The 16940-nt window shown below is 53.9% G+C and carries 13 protein-coding genes and 1 pseudogene; 11 read left to right on the forward strand and 3 right to left on the reverse strand.

From position 1 onward, the window contains the following. Positions 1-48: 48 nt before the first annotated feature. Entirely contained in the window at positions 49-1476 is a 1428-nt protein-coding gene (gene pdxR, locus EPYR_RS06230; RefSeq protein WP_012667552.1) for a MocR-like pyridoxine biosynthesis transcription factor PdxR, read from the reverse strand. Between the two features lie 90 nt (positions 1477-1566). Here pdxR and EPYR_RS06235 point away from each other — a divergent pair, with 90 nt between their 5' ends. Continuing rightward, positions 1567-2019, forward strand: a complete 453-nt coding sequence (locus EPYR_RS06235) for a rhodanese-like domain-containing protein (RefSeq protein WP_014538731.1) — start codon at positions 1567-1569, stop codon at positions 2017-2019. 1 nt (position 2020) lies between these two features. Here the strand turns inward: EPYR_RS06235 and flk are convergent, their stop codons facing one another. Both flk and EPYR_RS06245 read right to left on the reverse strand, forming a co-directional pair. Further along, the gene (gene flk, locus EPYR_RS06240) at positions 2021-3058 is read right to left on the reverse strand and encodes a flagella biosynthesis regulator Flk (protein WP_012667554.1); all 1038 of its coding nucleotides are present in this window, start codon (positions 3056-3058) and stop codon (positions 2021-2023) included. A 133-nt stretch (positions 3059-3191) separates the two neighbouring features. Next, positions 3192-4103, reverse strand: coding sequence for a DMT family transporter (locus EPYR_RS06245; RefSeq protein ID WP_012667555.1), 912 nt, complete (start codon positions 4101-4103; stop codon positions 3192-3194). Positions 4104-4248: 145 nt separating this feature from the next. Between EPYR_RS06245 and EPYR_RS21015 the strand changes: the two are divergent. The 10 genes and pseudogenes from EPYR_RS21015 to cvpA all read left to right on the forward strand — a co-directional run. Next, positions 4249-4454 (forward strand): annotated as a pseudogene (locus tag EPYR_RS21015) (cupin domain-containing protein); the annotation flags it as partial. Positions 4455-4546: 92 nt separating this feature from the next. Beyond that, on the forward strand, positions 4547-5680 hold the full coding sequence (gene pdxB / locus EPYR_RS06255; protein WP_041474103.1) for a 4-phosphoerythronate dehydrogenase PdxB: 1134 nt from the start codon (positions 4547-4549) through the stop codon (positions 5678-5680). 110 nt (positions 5681-5790) lie between these two features. Next, entirely contained in the window at positions 5791-6801 is a 1011-nt protein-coding gene (locus EPYR_RS06260) for an aspartate-semialdehyde dehydrogenase (protein ID WP_012667557.1), read from the forward strand. Further along, complete coding sequence (truA, locus tag EPYR_RS06265) at positions 6801-7616, forward strand: tRNA pseudouridine(38-40) synthase TruA (protein ID WP_012667558.1); 816 nt, start codon at positions 6801-6803, stop codon at positions 7614-7616. The genes EPYR_RS06260 and truA overlap by 1 nt, the downstream gene beginning before the upstream one ends. Positions 7617-7646: 30 nt before the next feature. Further along, complete coding sequence (locus EPYR_RS06270; protein WP_012667559.1) at positions 7647-8306, forward strand: DedA family protein; 660 nt, start codon at positions 7647-7649, stop codon at positions 8304-8306. A 336-nt stretch (positions 8307-8642) separates the two neighbouring features. Further along, positions 8643-12839: a hypothetical protein gene (locus EPYR_RS06275; RefSeq protein WP_012667560.1), complete on the forward strand. Its 4197-nt coding sequence runs from the start codon at positions 8643-8645 to the stop codon at positions 12837-12839. A 304-nt stretch (positions 12840-13143) separates the two neighbouring features. Further along, complete coding sequence (gene accD, locus EPYR_RS06280; RefSeq protein WP_012667561.1) at positions 13144-14052, forward strand: acetyl-CoA carboxylase, carboxyltransferase subunit beta; 909 nt, start codon at positions 13144-13146, stop codon at positions 14050-14052. 65 nt (positions 14053-14117) lie between these two features. Next, positions 14118-15380 (forward strand): bifunctional tetrahydrofolate synthase/dihydrofolate synthase, encoded by a 1263-nt coding sequence (gene folC / locus EPYR_RS06285; protein WP_012667562.1) that lies wholly within the window; start codon positions 14118-14120, stop codon positions 15378-15380. Next, positions 15370-16122 (forward strand): cell division protein DedD, encoded by a 753-nt coding sequence (dedD, locus tag EPYR_RS06290; protein WP_012667563.1) that lies wholly within the window; start codon positions 15370-15372, stop codon positions 16120-16122. Before folC ends, dedD begins: the two co-directional genes overlap by 11 nt. Positions 16123-16428: 306 nt before the next feature. Continuing rightward, positions 16429-16914 (forward strand): colicin V production protein, encoded by a 486-nt coding sequence (gene cvpA / locus EPYR_RS06295; RefSeq protein ID WP_012667564.1) that lies wholly within the window; start codon positions 16429-16431, stop codon positions 16912-16914. The last annotated feature ends 26 nt before the right edge of the window (positions 16915-16940 follow it).

The raw sequence follows: 16940 nt of genomic DNA on the forward strand, positions 1-16940 counted from the left end.
TGCACGGCTAATGTCAAAACGACGGCATGTGTTTTGCCAGCCGGGAATTCAGTCGCTTAGCCGGGCGAGTTTATTCACTGCCTGCACCAGCTCAGCGGGCTGTAATGCTGAAAAACCGAGCAGCCAGCCTTCACGCGCAGGCTGCTGACGATACAGCGGCGACAGGCGCGGCAGCAGCAGCCCGTGCCGTAACGCCTGTCGGGTCAGCCTTTGTTCATTCCCGGTGTTTAAAGCCACCGCCAGCTGTAATCCGCCCTGGTGCGGAAACAGACTGAGGCGATGCGCCAGTTTATTGTTTAGCTCGTCAATCAGCAGATTGCGGCGGCTGGCATACAGCTGGCGCATCAGGCGCAGATGGGCAGCAAAGTGACCATGCTGGATAAAGTCGGCGGTTACGGCCTGCATCAGCTGGGCGCTGTGGCCGTCCATCAGGCTGCGCAGACGGCGTAGCGGGTCGACCAGGGCATCCGGCACCACCAGGTAAGCCAGCCGCAGTGAAGGGAACAGGACTTTGGAAAACGTGCCGATGTACAGCACGCGCGCCCGCTCCTCCAGTCCCTGTAACGCCGGCAGCGGTCGCCCGTCGTAGTGGAACTCGCTGTCGTAATCATCCTCAATCAGCCAGCACTGGTGACGGCGGGCGAAATCAAGCCATGCCAGCCGCCGTTGGCCACTGAGCGTGCAGCCGGTCGGATACTGGTGAGAAGGGGTGAGATACACCAGGCGCGGCGCGGCAGTACGGCCAATTATCGCCCCCTGTTGGTCGGTGGCAATGGTGCACACTTCTGCCCCCGCGCTGTGAAAGGCGTGATAAGCGCCGGGGTAGCCCGGATCCTCCATCCATACTATGTCGCCCTGGTCGCAGAGTAGCAGGGCGATCATCTGTAGCGCCTGCTGTGAACTGGTGACAATCACCACCTGGTCTGCCGTACAGCGCACCCCGCGAGACTGGCCGAGGTAATGCGCCACCGCCTGGCGTAGCGCCGGCAGCCCCAACGGGTCGCCGTAACCCATCAGCGACTCACCGCCAGGCGCCAGGCGCTGTTGCGTCAGACGCCGCCACAGCTGTTGCGGAAAGGCGCGCAGATCGGGGGAGCCAGCGGCAAAGGCCTGGGGAAACGGCGGATCGTCACAGCCCCCTTTTGCGATAATCCCTTGACCGCGAGCTGATAACACCGGTACCGGCGCGGGCAGGCTGCGGCGCACCGTGCGCCCGGGAAAGAGGGCAACGAATGTTCCCTTGCCGCTTTGGCGCGTCAGATATCCTTCGCTCTCAAGCTGGCTATAAGCAGCCTCAATGGTGACGCGGGACAGGGAAAGATCGCTGGCCAGCAGCCGCGATGACGGCAGGCGCGTTCCCGCAGTTAAGATACCGCTGGCAATGGCCTGACGCAGCATAGCGCAAACTCTGGCGCGCAGCGTGGCGGCAGGTTGCGTGTTGAATAAGGCGAGGAACGGGACGTTGGTTTGCGCCATATGGGTCTTATCCGGGTGGCTGAATGGGTCTTATTATTAAGACCTGTTCCGTTTATGATAGCAAGACACCCCATCTCTCAGGAGTTCCTTATGCGTCACTTTTCTGCGGTATTACAATTTCCCCCTCCTTCTCCACGGCAGAGCGAGGCATGGCTGGCGGAGAAGCTGGCTTACTATGCTGATGCCTGGGACTTGGCGCAGGATTTGGCAAGCGGCGTGGCGGAAATTGTGGTGATTGATACGCGCTCATCGCAGCATTATCACGCCGGACATATTTGCGGCGCCATCAGTTTTCCTCATCGCACCATGCTCGCTGACAGCCTGGCGGCGCTGGATCGTGACAAAGTGTATGTCACTTATTGCGACGGTATCGGCTGTAACGGCTCCACAAGGGGGGCGTGGAAGCTGGCGGCGGCAGGATTTAAGGTGAAGGAACTGATTGGCGGGCTGGATTTCTGGCGACGCGACCAGCATCCGGTAACAACAGGGGATGAGCCAGGCTGCTGGCCAGAAGCGACCATGCAGCCCGACTGCGGCTGCTAAATTATAGCAGCATCCACAGCACCAGCCCCAGCAGGATTAACGCCGCAAAGGCGGTCAATACCGGCCGGCTGGCCAGCGGTTGCAGTACCGGCGGCAGCGCCCCCCAGACCGGCATGGCGATGGGTTTCGGATGCCGTTCGCTGTCGGCAATGGGGTGCTCCAGCAGGCGCTCGGCGCGGCGGCTGAACAGCAGATTGAGCAGATCCTGTATCTGCGTTGCACTGAGCACCGTCTGCGGCGTAGCGTTAAAACGTTGCTGGCTGTAATCCTCCAGCAGCCGCTGTTCGCCCGTGTCCAGAGGCTGCTTCAACGTGGCGGTCAGCTGTGACAGCGTAGAAGTCGCGTGCTGCGTGCTGGTCTGGCTGGCCTGTAAATACTGGTTCAGCAACGGGAATAAGCGCGATGGGATCGGGTCGCCGCTGTGCAGATTGACCACTTTCAGCAGTGATGCCCATAGCTTGACCGGCTGTTCCCCGGTAGCGGCAGCGAGACGCGAAATCTGCTGGTTGAGGGCGTGATGTTCCGCTGGCAGCAGGGTGCGATCGGTCGCATGGCCTTGCTGCGGCTGTGGAATGGCCATCTGGCCGTTTTGCAACATGGTCAGCGCCTGGCGCAGCTGATCCGGGTTAAGCGAACTGAGCACCGTGTGACCAAACTGCTGACGGATGAAATCGCTCACCGCCTGACGGTTATTACCGGTAGGCAGCAGGTCGCTTAGCTGTTGCAGCAGCTGGCGTGTGGCGTGGCTATCCTGTACCTGTGCCAGGCGGATATTAAGAAACTGCTCGGCCTGGGGAAAGTGACGAGCCTGCAGCCCGGCATCATTTTTTACGCCGACCTCATGGCGCAGACCCGCCCACAGCTCGGCAGATTTCAGCGAACTGAGCGACATGATTTTGACGATAAGGCGTTCCAGCGTGGTGCGCTGTGCCGGCGTTAATGGCCGATCGCCAATGCCAGGGCGTGCAGTGGCGGATGGGGCATCAATCGCCGGGCGCTCGCCGGGTAACGGCGTACCGGGGCCGCTTAAAGGTTGCATGGCGAAGTCCTTCAGTCAGATTCAACGTCCGGGGCGCACCGGAGCAAAAGAGTAATTCACTATGATAACAATCCCGCCCGGCGATAGGTAGAGAATGGCGAAGTATTCGCGCCGTTTGACGCAATTTATTTCATCATTTCGCTGATTTATTGCCAGGCGCACCAGATGACTTGCGTCCGGTCAATGGCGTGCGCAGACGCTGTGCCAATATGACCCCCGCCAGTGCGATACCCCCACCAATAAAATGATAGCTGTGCAGCGCCTCATGCAGAAAGCTGACCGCAATCACAGCGGTAAAAATGGGTACCAGATTCATATACATGCTGCTGCTGCTGGCCCCAAGGCGCATCACGCCCTGAATCCACAGGAAGGGGGCAATGACCGATGCCGGGATAGCGGCAAACAGCACCAGGGGAAGATTATGCGCATTGAGCGAAACATCGGATGCCAGCAGGAAACCGGGCGTCAGTAACATGACGCCGAAGAAGATTTGCATCCACAAACTCTGCCAGTTGGGCAGCGGGATTGCCCAGCGCCTGGTCAACACACCATATAAAGCATAGGATGTTGAAGCCACGAACATCATCAACTCGCCTTTACCCAGCCCGTGAGTCAGTAATTGTGCCGGGTTACCCTGGCTGACCAGCCACACCAGCCCGCAAAACGACAGCAGGCTGCCGAGCAGGATCCCCAGCGTCGGAGCCAGGCGAATCACCACTACGCTCAGCAGCACGGTGAGCAGCGGGATCAGGGCGGCAATGATGCCCATAAACAGGGCGCTCACGCTGTGTGCGGCGTAATAAGCCAGGCTCTGGTACATCACCATGCCTAACAATCCCAGCACCAACAGTTTCCACCATGATTGCTTAACCTGCTGGCGATGACGCCAGACGCCGGGCAGGGCAAACGGGGCTAATACCAGCAGCGCCACCAGCCAGCGGTAAAAGGAGATGGCCGCCGGATCGATTGCCGCCGCCGACAGTTTGCTGACAATGGCGTTAACCGACCAAATCAGCACGGCCAGCAGCGGAAAGAGAAAATTCATCATTGTGTTCTCGGGTGGGCAGGAAGAGAGGGGGCAGTTTATACTTGTCATATTCAAAACAGATAACGAAAATCAGACAAATTAACTCGTCGGGCAGATAAACGATCCACCCGCTGACGCCTGGCGCCCCAAAGATGGCGAACGATTGCGGATCTTAACCGCTACGAACAGGCGAATGCCCGCACCGAGTATCTGCCACACCATCACCGCTGGGGACAGGTTGTTGTTGTGAAATGCAACGTGCTGGAGATGCAGGTTGAAGGGGAACGCCTGCTGACGCCGCCCGGTCTGCCCATCTGCATCCCGCCTGGCCACCATCATGCCAGTGACAATCATAAACAGGCGCTTTTCGCCGCTTGTGCCATCTATCCCGGCGCTGAAGATGCCTCTGAGCCGTGCTTTATGGCAGAATACCCCCTCCTGAAATGAGCTGGAATCCGATTGTGAAAATCCTCGTTGATGAAAATATGCCTTATGCCCGTGAACTGTTCAGCCGTACTGGCGATGTGGTAACGGTGCCCGGCCGGCCGATCCCGCAGGCGCAGCTGGACGATGCCGATGGGCTGATGGTGCGTTCGGTGACCCAGGTTAATGCCGGCCTGTTGAGTGGAAAACCGGTGAAATTTGTCGGCACGGCGACTGCAGGCACCGACCATATCGACGAGGCATTCCTGCAACGGCACGGGATTGCCTTCTCTGCGGCACCGGGCTGCAATGCTATCGCGGTGGTGGAGTATGTCTTTTCTGCCCTGCTGCTGCTGGCCGAGCGCGACGGCTTTCAGTTAACCGATCGCACCGTCGGTATTGTTGGCGTGGGCAATGTCGGCGGCCGTTTACAGGCCAGGCTTGCTGCGTTGGGCATTCGCACCCTGCTGTGCGATCCTCCTCGTGCCGAACGCGGTGATGAAGGAGAATTCTTGCCGCTGTCACAGCTGGTGGCGCAAGCGGACGTGCTCACCTTTCATACTCCGCTGTTCAAGGATGGACCATATCAAACCCGGCATATGGTTGATGAAGCGCTGCTACAAAACCTGAAGCCGGGAACCATTGTGATTAATGCCTGTCGTGGCGCGGTGGTGGATAATGCGGCCTTACTGAAGGTGCTGGAGCAGCGTGATGATCTCAGCGTGGTGCTGGACGTCTGGGAGCCAGAGCCGGAGCTGTCGCTGCCACTGCTGGCGAAAGTGGATATCGCCACCGCCCATATTGCCGGGTACACCCTTGAGGGCAAAGCGCGCGGTACTACCCAGGTGTTTGAAGCCTGGACGCAGTTTATCGGGCAGCCACAGCAGGTTGCGCTGAATACGTTATTACCCGCGCCGGAGTTTGGTTGCATCACCCTGAGTGGCGAACTTGATCAGGCAACGCTGAAACGTCTGGTGCATCTGGTGTATGATGTGCGCCGCGACGATGCGCCGCTGCGGCGCGGTGCGGCCATTCCCGGTGAGTTTGACCGTTTGCGCAAGCATTATCAGGAGCGCCGGGAATGGTCCTCTTTGCGGGTTGAATGCGATAACGCGGCAACGGCTGCGCTGCTGAACAGGCTGGGTTTTAACGCCTGGCACCCCGTAAACTGACCGGCATTACCGCGTTTGCATCACTCCCTTTCTGTCACGGGAAAAATCTGAATCTTCGGGCGGTGCACTCACCGCCCTTCATTTTGTGTCATTGTCTGGAGTAAACCAACATGTCTGACGGCTGGAATATCGCTATCCTGGGGGCGACTGGCGCAGTAGGGGGAGCTTTACTGGAACTGCTGGCGCAACGCCAGTTCCCGGTTGGCGAGCTGTATGCGTTGGCAAGTGAACGCAGCGCGGGTGAAGTTCTGCGCTATCAGGGTAAATCACTGCGCGTGAGCAATGTGGCGGAATTTGACTGGTCACAGGCTCAGCTGGCGTTCTTCGTCGCCGGGCGTGAGGCCTCCGGGCGCTACGCTGACGAAGCGGCCAATGCCGGTTGCCTGGTTATCGACAGCAGCGATCTGTTCGCCCTGGAGCCGGACGTGCCGCTGGTGGTGCCAGAGGTGAACCCCCAGGTGCTGGCCGACTACCGCAATCGCAATATTGTCAGCGTGGCCGATGCGTTAACCAGCCAGCTGCTGTGCGCCATTAAGCCGCTGGTTGAACAGGCCGGACTGAGCCGCTTACAGGTGACGAACCTGCTGGCCGCCTCATCGCACGGTAAAGCGGCGGTGGATTCGCTGGCCGGAGAAAGTGCGCGTCTGCTTAATGGCCTGCCGGTGGAACAAGGCTATTTTGGCCGCCAGCTGGCATTTAACATACTGCCACTGCTGGCGGACGGCGAAGGCAGCGTGGCCCAGGAGCGCCAGCTGGTTGAGCAAGTGCGCAAGGTGTTGCAGGACGAAGGTTTGCCGATTGCGGTCAGCAGCGTTCAGGCTCCGGTTTTCTACGGCAACGGGCAGATTGTGCATATTGAAAACCTGCGCCCACTTTCAGCGGAAGAAGCGCGCGATGCGCTGGCGCAGAGTGAGGATATCACTCTGACGGAAGAGAATAACTTCCCGACCCAGGTGGGTGACGCTTCCGGCAGTGCCCACCTCAGCATCGGCTGCGTACGTAACGACTACGGTATTCCGGAGCTGCTGCAATTCTGGTCAGTGGCCGATAACGTGCGCTTTGGCGGGGCGCTGATGGCGGTGAAAACTGCCGAGAAGCTGGTGCAGGAGTATTTTTACTGATGTCCGACATCGATGTGCTGCAGCCAACTCATAAACTGGCGCTAGGCATTGAATATGACGGCAGCCGTTACTATGGCTGGCAGCGGCAGAATGAAGTGCGTAGCGTGCAGGAAAAACTGGAAAAAGCGTTGGCGAAGGTCGCCGATCGTCCGATCGCTGTTTTCTGCGCTGGACGCACGGATGCCGGAGTTCATGGCACCGGCCAGGTGGTGCATTTTGAGACGACTGCGCAGCGTAAAGATGCGGCCTGGACGCTGGGGGTGAATGCCAACCTGCCAGCAGACATCGCCGTTCGCTGGGTCAAAGCGGTAGCGGATGACTTCCATGCCCGCTTCAGCGCCACCGCCCGGCGCTATCGCTACGTTATTTACAACCAGCGACTGCGCCCGGCTATTCTCGCCGGCGGCGTCACGCATTTTTACCACCCGCTGGACGTGGAAAAAATGCAGCGCGCCGGGCAGTGCCTGCTGGGAGAAAATGATTTTACGTCATTTCGCGCCGTGCAGTGCCAGTCGCGTACGCCGATGCGCAACGTAATGCATCTGAAGGTCAGTCGCCACGGTGCCTATGTGGTGGTGGATATTAAGGCCAACGCGTTTGTTCATCATATGGTGCGCAATATCGTCGGTAGCCTGATGGAAATTGGCTGCGGTAATCAGCCAGAGGGCTGGATGCGTGAGCTGCTGGTGGCGAAGGATCGCAAGTTGGCAGCAGCAACAGCGCGTGCGGAAGGGCTGTACCTGGTTGCGGTGGACTATCCTGCCTGCTATGAGTTACCCCGCCCACCGATGGGACCGCTGTTCCTCGGTGACTAATATTCGTTTGAAGTATTCAAGGAATCCCGTATGGATTTAGTTCGTTTTGTCGTCGACTTTATTCTGCACATTGATATTCACCTCGCGCAGCTGGTGGCACAGTATGGTATCTGGATCTATGCCATTCTGTTTTTGATCCTGTTTTGCGAAACCGGCCTGGTGGTGACCCCATTCCTGCCGGGGGATTCCCTGCTGTTTGTTGCCGGAGCGCTGGCAGCGCTGCCGGGTAACGACCTTAACGTACATACTATGGCGGCACTGATGGTGGCCGCCGCAATCCTTGGTGATGCGCTGAATTACACGATTGGAAGACTGTTCGGCGATAAGCTGTTCAGTAACCCGGATTCGAAAATTTTCCGCCGCAGCTATCTGGATAAAACCCACGCGTTTTACCAGAAGCATGGCGGTAAAACGATTATCCTGGCGCGCTTTGTGCCGATCGTGCGTACCTTTGCGCCGTTTGTTGCCGGTATGGGCAACATGTCTTACCGCCATTTTGCCCTGTATAACGTGTCGGGCGGGCTGCTGTGGGTGCTGCTTTTCACCTATGTCGGCTATTTCTTTGGCAACCTGCCGGCGGTGCAGGAAAACCTTAAGTTATTGATTGCGGCAATTATTCTGCTGTCGATTTTGCCCGGGCTGATTGAAGTATGGCGTCAACGTCGGGCGACAGATCAAAACAGGGTTTAGTAACCTGAATTTATCCTTCCACCCGTCATTTACAGCACAAAGCTGGCTGCCCCGGTAGGAGCAGCCAGCTTGAAAAAATCATCATACGGATCTCCTGCTACAGTCAGTGCAGCGTTCATCATTAGGCGTAATGCCCGGCGTAATAGCGCCTCCTCAGATAATCCCCATACCAAAAAACGGCCCTATTCGCCAGCCATGTATAAGTCTGTTGGCACAATTAACCTGCTAATGGCGTTTTTGGATATTATTTCTCTTTAAGAATGACCTTAATAGTAGGGCGACATCGACCGTTAGCTGCCGCCGTTGTGGCAGAGAATATAACCGTGGAGTCTTTTCATGCCTGAAACGTCGATTTTGACCGATATTGACTGTCAGCACGTTAGTACCCCTCTCAAGTCTGAAGATAAAAATACGTCATCAGAAAAGGTATCAATGGCTGGACATGTTATTTCCGTATCGGAATGTTCGGATCCTCTTCTCTTTCATTCCTCAATGCCGATCTCACCGCCGCAGGCAGGGTTGCTAAGGCGATTAACCTGCTGGCTACCCTATATGAGAAATAGCAAACCCGTGGATGAAGGGGAGGCCGGGGTGACAGAAATGATGACTGAAGGAAAGGAACTGCACCAGCTGGCTGAAAATTGTGCCTGGCAGAATGATGCTCACCCGGCATCCACTTCTCCGTCAGCGCTAAGGTTAACAGGAAAAATGGGATTGCTGATAGGCGCCGGACTGCTGGCAGGTGCTGTCGGTAGCGTGGCCTGTCAGCGCGCCCGGGCAGCAGACCGCAACAACAACAGCACGGACTTGTATCGCACGGAGGTTCCCCCCCCGTTAAATCATCACGATGCACAGATGGCTTATCGCTCAGCGGATTATGATACGGGTGAACATGTTAGTCAGAGCGAACCTTTACCACAACCCGCCGCCAGAGCCTCTCCACGTAAGCTAACGACCAGCAAGCCGCCTGAGCGCGATGATGTAAAAAAAACCGCAATCGCCGATCTGATTTGTTACGAAACCGTGGGCGCGGGGCGAATGGCACACAGAAGAATAGCGCCCTGCAAGAATACTACCTCTCAGGTTCTGCAACATAAGCCCCGACCACAGCCGCTGAGAAAGTATTACTATACGAAAAACCAACCTGATATATGCAAATCGACGCAGTTTGAACAAAGATGTCAAAAATTTCATAGTGAGCAAAAAAAACAAAGTAAAGTTTTTAAAAATGTTGTTTTAAATGTCGGTAAAACAAGATGCTTATGCCCCCCGCCCGTAGGTGAGAAAGTTGAACTAATTCGCCCTCTTACGTTCGGGGAAGTTATAAATCGCAAAGGGAAAACAAAAAGGCCGGAAAACAGGATAACTTCTTCCCCCCACACGAATATAGCAATAACATCACAAACTGAAATCAGCACTCATCTGGTTATTGAAGATGATAACACGACGATAAGTACGCTTGACGATGATGTGAAAGATGATGTGAAAGATGATGTGAAAATAGAAAAGTTATTTGATTTTTCATGTATTGAAGAGCGCGAATCTCTATCATGGATAGATATTGTCAGGCAGGTGGGGAAAACGCTGGCATCTCCGGTAAAAACGCTGGGGGATGAATCACTTATTATTTATTATCACAATACGCTGGGGCAGGGATGTCCAAAAAATCAGACAACCGAACGGATTGACAATATAACCAGTAAAATTGATCCTTTAACGACGCAAATACTGACCCTGCTACCAGGATCTCAGGTTATTGCCGTGACTCAGCTCATTATTGCTCCTGCACTGCAGATACTTGCAGATGATTGGTCAGGTAAGCCTGTTAACGTGGAAAATATAGCGGGGCTTAACCAGCAGTTAATGTTTATGGTAAGACAAACTATTCCAACACTTTCTGGATCGGAGATAGCCTCTCTCTACGATGCAACGGCGAAAAAAAAAGGCGAAAAAGGTATGGCAATAGGCAAGCCTGTTCGAAGATTTACCTTGAAAGATAATAAGCTGGCGGTAAAAATCGGAGGGAAATCCTATTCCTACCTAAAACGTAAAACGGGAGAGTCTTATATTACTGATGGTGATGATACGCATATTGTTGCCTATAATAAGGCCAGGGCGAGATGGGATTTTATTAGTAAAGAAAAGGAGATGGTTTATTCAAAGCACAATATTAATAACAGTAAGCTTTTTGGTATTCCGATAAAAGATTTCATAAAAGATAAAGATACTCTGCTGAAGGCTGATAACGAGAATGCAGACATCATAAGCCTGAAAGAAAAGGATGGTAAATGTTCGCAATACGTCCTTACGGGAGGGCTGCTGGTGCCAATAGAACAGTATGATATTTCCGGAAGCATAACAAGTGTTGCAGTTTCACCTAAAGGAAAAGAGAGGAATATCCTGCTGGCAACCGAATATGGCTGGGTGTTTGAAAAAGACTCTACCCAGATTGATGAGAATCTGGACGTTTTGCTTGGCAGTGATGGAAATGGGCAATTTATCAGTCAGGATCGTTTGTTCGGTAATATCATGGCGGACGGGTTTAGCTATGATCCCGAAGGGAAAATGTATCTTAAATACAAGCAAAAATATTACGAGGCCTATCAGCCATTTAGTGATATCTATAATCTGATCAACAGGCCAGAGAGTTTATTCGTCAAAGAGAACGGCATTTTCAAACTAAGAAATTCACCTGATGTTATCTTTGGCTACAGAAACCTGGGCGTAGGCTTCCCTGACCTTGAACCCGTAACAGAAATTTTGCCGCGAATTGAAGAAGATGCTTATGATTTTCTTTGCGCTCATGGCGAAATCGCCGATACCACTCCCGTAAGAAAAATCGGCCCAGGGGTTTACGTTGATGAAAAAGGTAAAATGCTGTTCACCGTAAATGACAAGCATTTTTCCGTGTTCAGTTATTCCAGGAATCATGTTGTAATCAATAATGCCATTGATATGGCTGGTAATAATAATATCGGTCTTTTTCTAAGCAGGGATATCTACCTGAGAGAACGAGAAGCAAATAAAGAAAATATGCTCAGCTACATTGAGTTGGGCCACTGTGATTTGAAGCGCTCACCGGAGGCAGGCTCCAGTTGCACTCCGCTTGTTATCACCGACAGCTTAGATGCATTGCTCAAGCATAATATTGAATTGGGCCATGCAAGCAAGAAAACGATTTTAAATACCAGGCTTGTCCAATATAAAATGCTGGATTTTCCAGGATTGTACGTCAATCCTGAAAAAAGTAAGTATTACTATCTTTACAATGGGCATTTCTTCAGGGCTGAAATTGTTTCTTCTGACAGCAAAGTGAATGCTGCCAGTAGGGTTATGTTGCGTATTTTCACAAAAGGAGATATTTACAGGCGCAAAAAGGATATAGCCTATATCATCTTTGATAGTAAAAACGAGAGGATAGAGTTAAAAACTCAGGTCGATTTTTTGGCCGAAAGGCTGGGTATGAGAAAAGGGGCGGTCAGCAATTATTTGAGCAAAAGAGTATATAACAGTATTGGGGGGCTGGATGCGATAGAAAATGTCGTGAATCAGGTGCTAATGTCGAAGCGGTTCATTATGCCTATTCCGCGAGAAAAATATATTCCTTTTATCGATGACGAGAACGTCAAAGAGTTAATTGGTAAGCATTTTTATTCATCCCGAGTCAGATTCAGTGAAAACACGGTTGAGCTTTCCGCAAGTACAAAGATCACCGATTCATTTCCGCTCTATTTACGTGGTGCAAAAGTCAACGTTGAAAATGCTGTTAAGCATCTCAATCTTGAGATCATCCCTGCCGTTATTAAAGAACTGAGCAACTTCAGTCCGAATTGCGAATATTATCTTCGTGAACTATTGGAAACTGATAATGTGGAATTTCTGCGAAGTTTTGCTCTTGCCCTTAAAAAATATCTTGTCAGGACGCGAGCTGCGCTGAAGCTGAACAAGATCTACTTAGCCAGTTTGGTTAAAGAGCCGCTAACCGATCATATGTTACCGGGTGACGAAATTGTTCATCATCGCCCGGTTCTGACCGAAGAAGAAAGGCATTTCGGCACGCTGGCTTTTGCTCTGCTTGACAGAAGTGGCAGAATCTTTATCAATGCCGATAAACTCTATTTTGTTGATCCTACTCACCCTGATCACAGCATGAGGAAGGCTCCCGTTTTAACCCTGAGCAGCACCCTGTTACATGAGGCTTCGCACGTCGGCATGATGACCAGCGATATCGTCTACTTTCCAATCGAAAACGGGGATTTTATACCGGTGCTCGATGCCAAAGATGATATGATCGAAAAAATTATGGCGGGTAAGGTTGTTGAAAAACAAGATTTTAAAGAATTGAACAAGCAGTATCTCAGCCGAATATCCTTGTACCGTGGTCGGATGGAGCATTTTATGCAGCCTGAAAATCTCGCTTACCTCGCTTCGCACGATCCAGGCTATTTAGCGCACCTTTTATTGAATACCGCAGACGGTGTCGCTCTTCTGACGCTGGATATTTATCGCAACAGACTGGTAAAAAGAAACTAACTGCGGCCATGCTGGCGCGCGCTCACGCATAAAATTCCTGTGCTCCCTTTCGCCAAACTTATTCCTGCAATACACAACCTTAAACGGGATGGGCTGATTATTATGTCTCTCTATGAGTATCGCCTACTGCATACGCAGGGAGTCCAGGATATCATCATGAAATTTCTCCATAAACGCGGCAGTTTGCCTCATTGACGAATGTGTAGCGAAGTGGTGTATTTTATGGTGTAATAATGCCTAATTCTCAGGCGATAATCTGTGTTAAGTATCTGATTTAGCACAAAAACAACATAACAGGTCATCAATGAGCTGGATTGAACGAATTCTTAATAAGAGCACAATTACCCCATCGCGCAAGGCAAGCATTCCTGAAGGGGTCTGGACCAAATGTGATAGTTGTGGTCAGGTTCTTTACCGTGCCGAGCTGGAACGCAATCTGGAAGTTTGCCCCAAATGTGACCACCATATGCGGATGCATGGCCGCGATCGTCTGCACAGCGTGCTGGACGAAGGTTCACTGATTGAACTGGGTAGCGAGCTGGAACCTAAAGATGTGCTCAAGTTCCGGGATTCAAAAAAATACAAAGATCGTCTGTCAGCGGCTCAAAAAGAGACCAGCGAAACGGACGCGTTGATTGTGATGAAAGGCACTCTGCACGGTATGCCGATTGTCGCGGCAGCGTTTGAGTTTGCCTTCATGGGCGGCTCAATGGGTTCCGTGGTCGGTGCACGCTTCGTGCGCGCCGTTGAGCAGGCGCTGGAAGACAACTGCCCGATGATCTGCTTTTCCGCATCGGGCGGAGCGCGCATGCAGGAAGCGCTGATGTCGCTGATGCAGATGGCGAAAACCAGCGCCGCGCTGGCAAAAATGCAGGAGCGTGGCCTGCCTTACATCTCCGTACTGACCGATCCCACCATGGGCGGGGTTTCAGCCAGCTTCGCGATGCTTGGCGATTTAAACATCGCGGAGCCTAAAGCCTTAATCGGCTTTGCGGGTCCTCGTGTGATTGAGCAGACCGTGCGAGAAAAGTTGCCGCCTGGCTTCCAGCGCAGTGAATTCCTGATTGAAAAAGGGGCGATTGATATGATCGTGCGCCGCCCGGTCATGCGCTTCAAGCTGGCCAGCGTGCTGGCGAAAATGATGAATCTGCCTGCTCCCCAGGAAGATATCGTTGCTGAAGCCGCTGCTGAATCAGAAAGCCCCGAGGCCTGATCGATGATGAGAAGGGGATTTCGCGTCCCTTTCACCAATGAACCGTAACTTTGTGAACGGGACACATGGATAATCTTCCTCAAGCCACGTCGCCTCTTGCCGCGTGGCTTCATTATCTTGAACATTTGCACTCCCAGGCCATCGATCTGGGTCTGGAACGCGTTCAACGCGTTGCTGCTGCGCTCGACTTGCTTACCCCAGCCCCTGTGGTGATCACCGTTGCCGGGACGAATGGCAAAGGCACCACCTGTCGCACCCTTGAAACCGTCTTGCTGGCCGCCGGCTATCGCGTTGGCGTTTACAGTTCGCCGCATCTGGTACGCTACACGGAACGGGTACGCGTTCAGGGGGCCGAGCTGGCAGAAACGGCGCATACGGCTTCTTTCGCGGCGATTGAAGCCGGACGTGCCGCCACCTCACTCACTTACTTTGAATTTGGCACGCTGTCGGCGCTGTGGTTATTTAAACAGGTGCAGCTGGACGTGGTGATCCTCGAAGTCGGCCTGGGCGGGCGGCTGGATGCCACCAATATTGTGGATGCGGACGTGGCGGTAGTCACCAGTATTGCGCTTGATCATACCGACTGGCTTGGCCCGGATCGCGAAAGCATTGGCCGCGAAAAGGCGGGAATTTTTCGCCAGGGTAAGCCAGCGGTGGTTGGCGAGCCGGATATGCCAGGCACCATTGCCGACGTCGCGGCGGAAAAGGGCGCGCAGCTGAATCAGCGCGATCGTGACTGGTCGTATCAGGTCGACGGCGACAGCTGGTCCTTCCACGATGCCAGCGGCAGTATTGAGCATCTGCCGCTGCCGCAGGTGCCCGTCCCCAACGCGGCTACCGCACTCGCGGCGCTGCGTGCATCAACCCTCAAGGTTGATGAGGCCACCATCCGCCGCAGCCTGCACCAGGCGCTCCTGCCGGGACGTTTCCAGAGGGTGAGCGAGTCACCCCAGGTTATTCTTGATGTGGCGCACAACCCCCATGCGGCGAGCTATCTGGCGGGGCGTCTGGCGGAGATCAAATGCGGGGCCAAAGTGCATGCGGTGGTGGGTATGCTGCATGATAAAGACATCGCCGGTACGCTGGCATATCTTGCCCCGCAGGTTGATTACTGGTACTGCGCACCGCTGGAAGGTCCCCGTGGTGCCAGTGCAGCACAGCTGGCGGCGCATCTTAACGCGGCGCAGTCCTTTGCGTCGGTAACCGCAGCCTGGCACCGTGCGTTAACCCAGGCGGAACCACAGGATATTGTGCTGGTGTGCGGCTCTTTCCACACCGTTGCGCAGGTCATGGAAACGATGGCAACGGAGAATGGAAGTGGCAAGTAAGTTTCAAAACCGTTTAGTCGGCACCGTGATTATTGTTGCGCTGGGGGTGATCGTGCTGCCAGGCGTGCTTGATGGCCAGAAGAAACACTATAAAGAAGAGTTTGCGGCCATTCCCCTGGTGCCAAAAGCGGATGAGCAACCCGAAACCGAGCTGGTGCCGCCGGTAACCCAGTCGCTGCCTGCACAGCCTCCGGGAAATGGGGGAGCTGTCGCTGCAGGCAATGATAACCCTTCGCAGGCGGAGAGCGGCTCGACCATGCCGACGTCGCACAACCAGCCAACGGTGGTGACGCCGCCGCCGGTGCAGCAAAAGGTCCAGCCGCCTGACGTGGTGGAGAGGCCTAAACCGCAACCCAGGCCTGAACCGATTGTAAAACCCGTTGAGAAGCCGGTGGAGAAATCCGCGCCGGTTGAAAAACCAAAGCCGGTTACTAAACCGGAAGCGAAGTCTGAAGCGGCGGTCGATAATTCCCGCCCGCCTGCAGAAACCGCGCCCGTTGGCCTGGCGTATGTCGTACAGCTCGGCGCATTGAAAAATGCCGCCAAAGTGAATGAAATCGTCGCTCAGCTGCGTCTTTCAGGCTATCGCGCCTTTACCGTCCCGGCAACGCCGGTACAGGGGCAGATTACCCGTATTTACGTCGGGCCGGATGCGTCGAAAGCGAAAATGCAGGCGGCGATCGGCGCACTGCAGGGCATATCGGGGCTGGGTGGCGTGGTGAAACCTTACGCTGTGCATTGATGGTTTTGCCGGTCATGGTTCACAGGTCAGGGCTATTATTGCGATAGCGATCGTCATATACGCCCGAAGTTGCCACACGGCAACTTCGGGCGTTGTGCATGATGACAGAGCTAATTCAAGGTATTGCGTCAGGGGGCGCGGGTGGGTGAGAAAGGCCGCCGCCAGCGGTTTTTTAAACCCCGGGGTTAATTTGAATCCGCACGGTAAAACCCCTACGCAAACGTTTTCTTTTTCTGTTAGAATTCGCCGCGAACTGAGGCTGAGTCTCTGAAGATTCAGTCCGGGGCAGGGGCACTGGAAGTGTTTATGATCTGGATAGATTACGTCATTATTGCGGTTATCGGTTTTTCGGCTCTTGTCAGCCTGATCCGTGGGTTTGTTCGGGAAGCGCTTTCCCTTGTAACCTGGGGATGCGCTTTTTTTGTCGCCAGTCATTACTACTCCTTCCTTGCCGTCTGGTTCACAGGATTCGAAGACCAACTGGTTCGGAATGGGATCGCCATTGCGCTGTTGTTTGTTGCCACGCTGATTGTTGGGGCGATCGTCAACTACGTGATTGGTTCTCTGGTTGAAAAAACCGGCCTGTCGGGCACCGACAGGGTTTTGGGCGTCTGTTTCGGGGCATTACGTGGCGTGCTGATTGTTTCCGCCATGCTGTTTTTTCTCGATACGTTCACCGGATTTGCCAAAAGCCCGGACTGGCAGCAGTCCCAGCTTGTTCCCCAGTTCAGTTACATCATCAGGTGGTTTTTTGATTACCTGAAAAGCACGTCGAGTTTTTTGCCCCGGTAATCGCACCGGGGTCGCGGCTTATGAGG

The organism is Erwinia pyrifoliae DSM 12163 (genome assembly GCF_000026985.1).
GTDB lineage: Bacteria > Pseudomonadota > Gammaproteobacteria > Enterobacterales > Enterobacteriaceae > Erwinia > Erwinia pyrifoliae.

Coding starts and splice junctions, on each gene's coding strand:
- pdxR (WP_012667552.1), bottom strand. CDS start 1,476: ATGGCGCAAACCAACGTCCCGTTCCTCGCCTTATTCAACACGCAACCT.
- EPYR_RS06235 (WP_014538731.1), top strand. CDS start 1,567: ATGCGTCACTTTTCTGCGGTATTACAATTTCCCCCTCCTTCTCCACGG.
- flk (WP_012667554.1), bottom strand. CDS start 3,058: ATGCAACCTTTAAGCGGCCCCGGTACGCCGTTACCCGGCGAGCGCCCG.
- EPYR_RS06245 (WP_012667555.1), bottom strand. CDS start 4,103: ATGAATTTTCTCTTTCCGCTGCTGGCCGTGCTGATTTGGTCGGTTAAC.
- EPYR_RS06260 (WP_012667557.1), top strand. CDS start 5,791: ATGTCTGACGGCTGGAATATCGCTATCCTGGGGGCGACTGGCGCAGTA.
- truA (WP_012667558.1), top strand. CDS start 6,801: ATGTCCGACATCGATGTGCTGCAGCCAACTCATAAACTGGCGCTAGGC.
- EPYR_RS06270 (WP_012667559.1), top strand. CDS start 7,647: ATGGATTTAGTTCGTTTTGTCGTCGACTTTATTCTGCACATTGATATT.
- EPYR_RS06275 (WP_012667560.1), top strand. CDS start 8,643: ATGCCTGAAACGTCGATTTTGACCGATATTGACTGTCAGCACGTTAGT.
- accD (WP_012667561.1), top strand. CDS start 13,144: ATGAGCTGGATTGAACGAATTCTTAATAAGAGCACAATTACCCCATCG.
- folC (WP_012667562.1), top strand. CDS start 14,118: ATGGATAATCTTCCTCAAGCCACGTCGCCTCTTGCCGCGTGGCTTCAT.
- cvpA (WP_012667564.1), top strand. CDS start 16,429: ATGATCTGGATAGATTACGTCATTATTGCGGTTATCGGTTTTTCGGCT.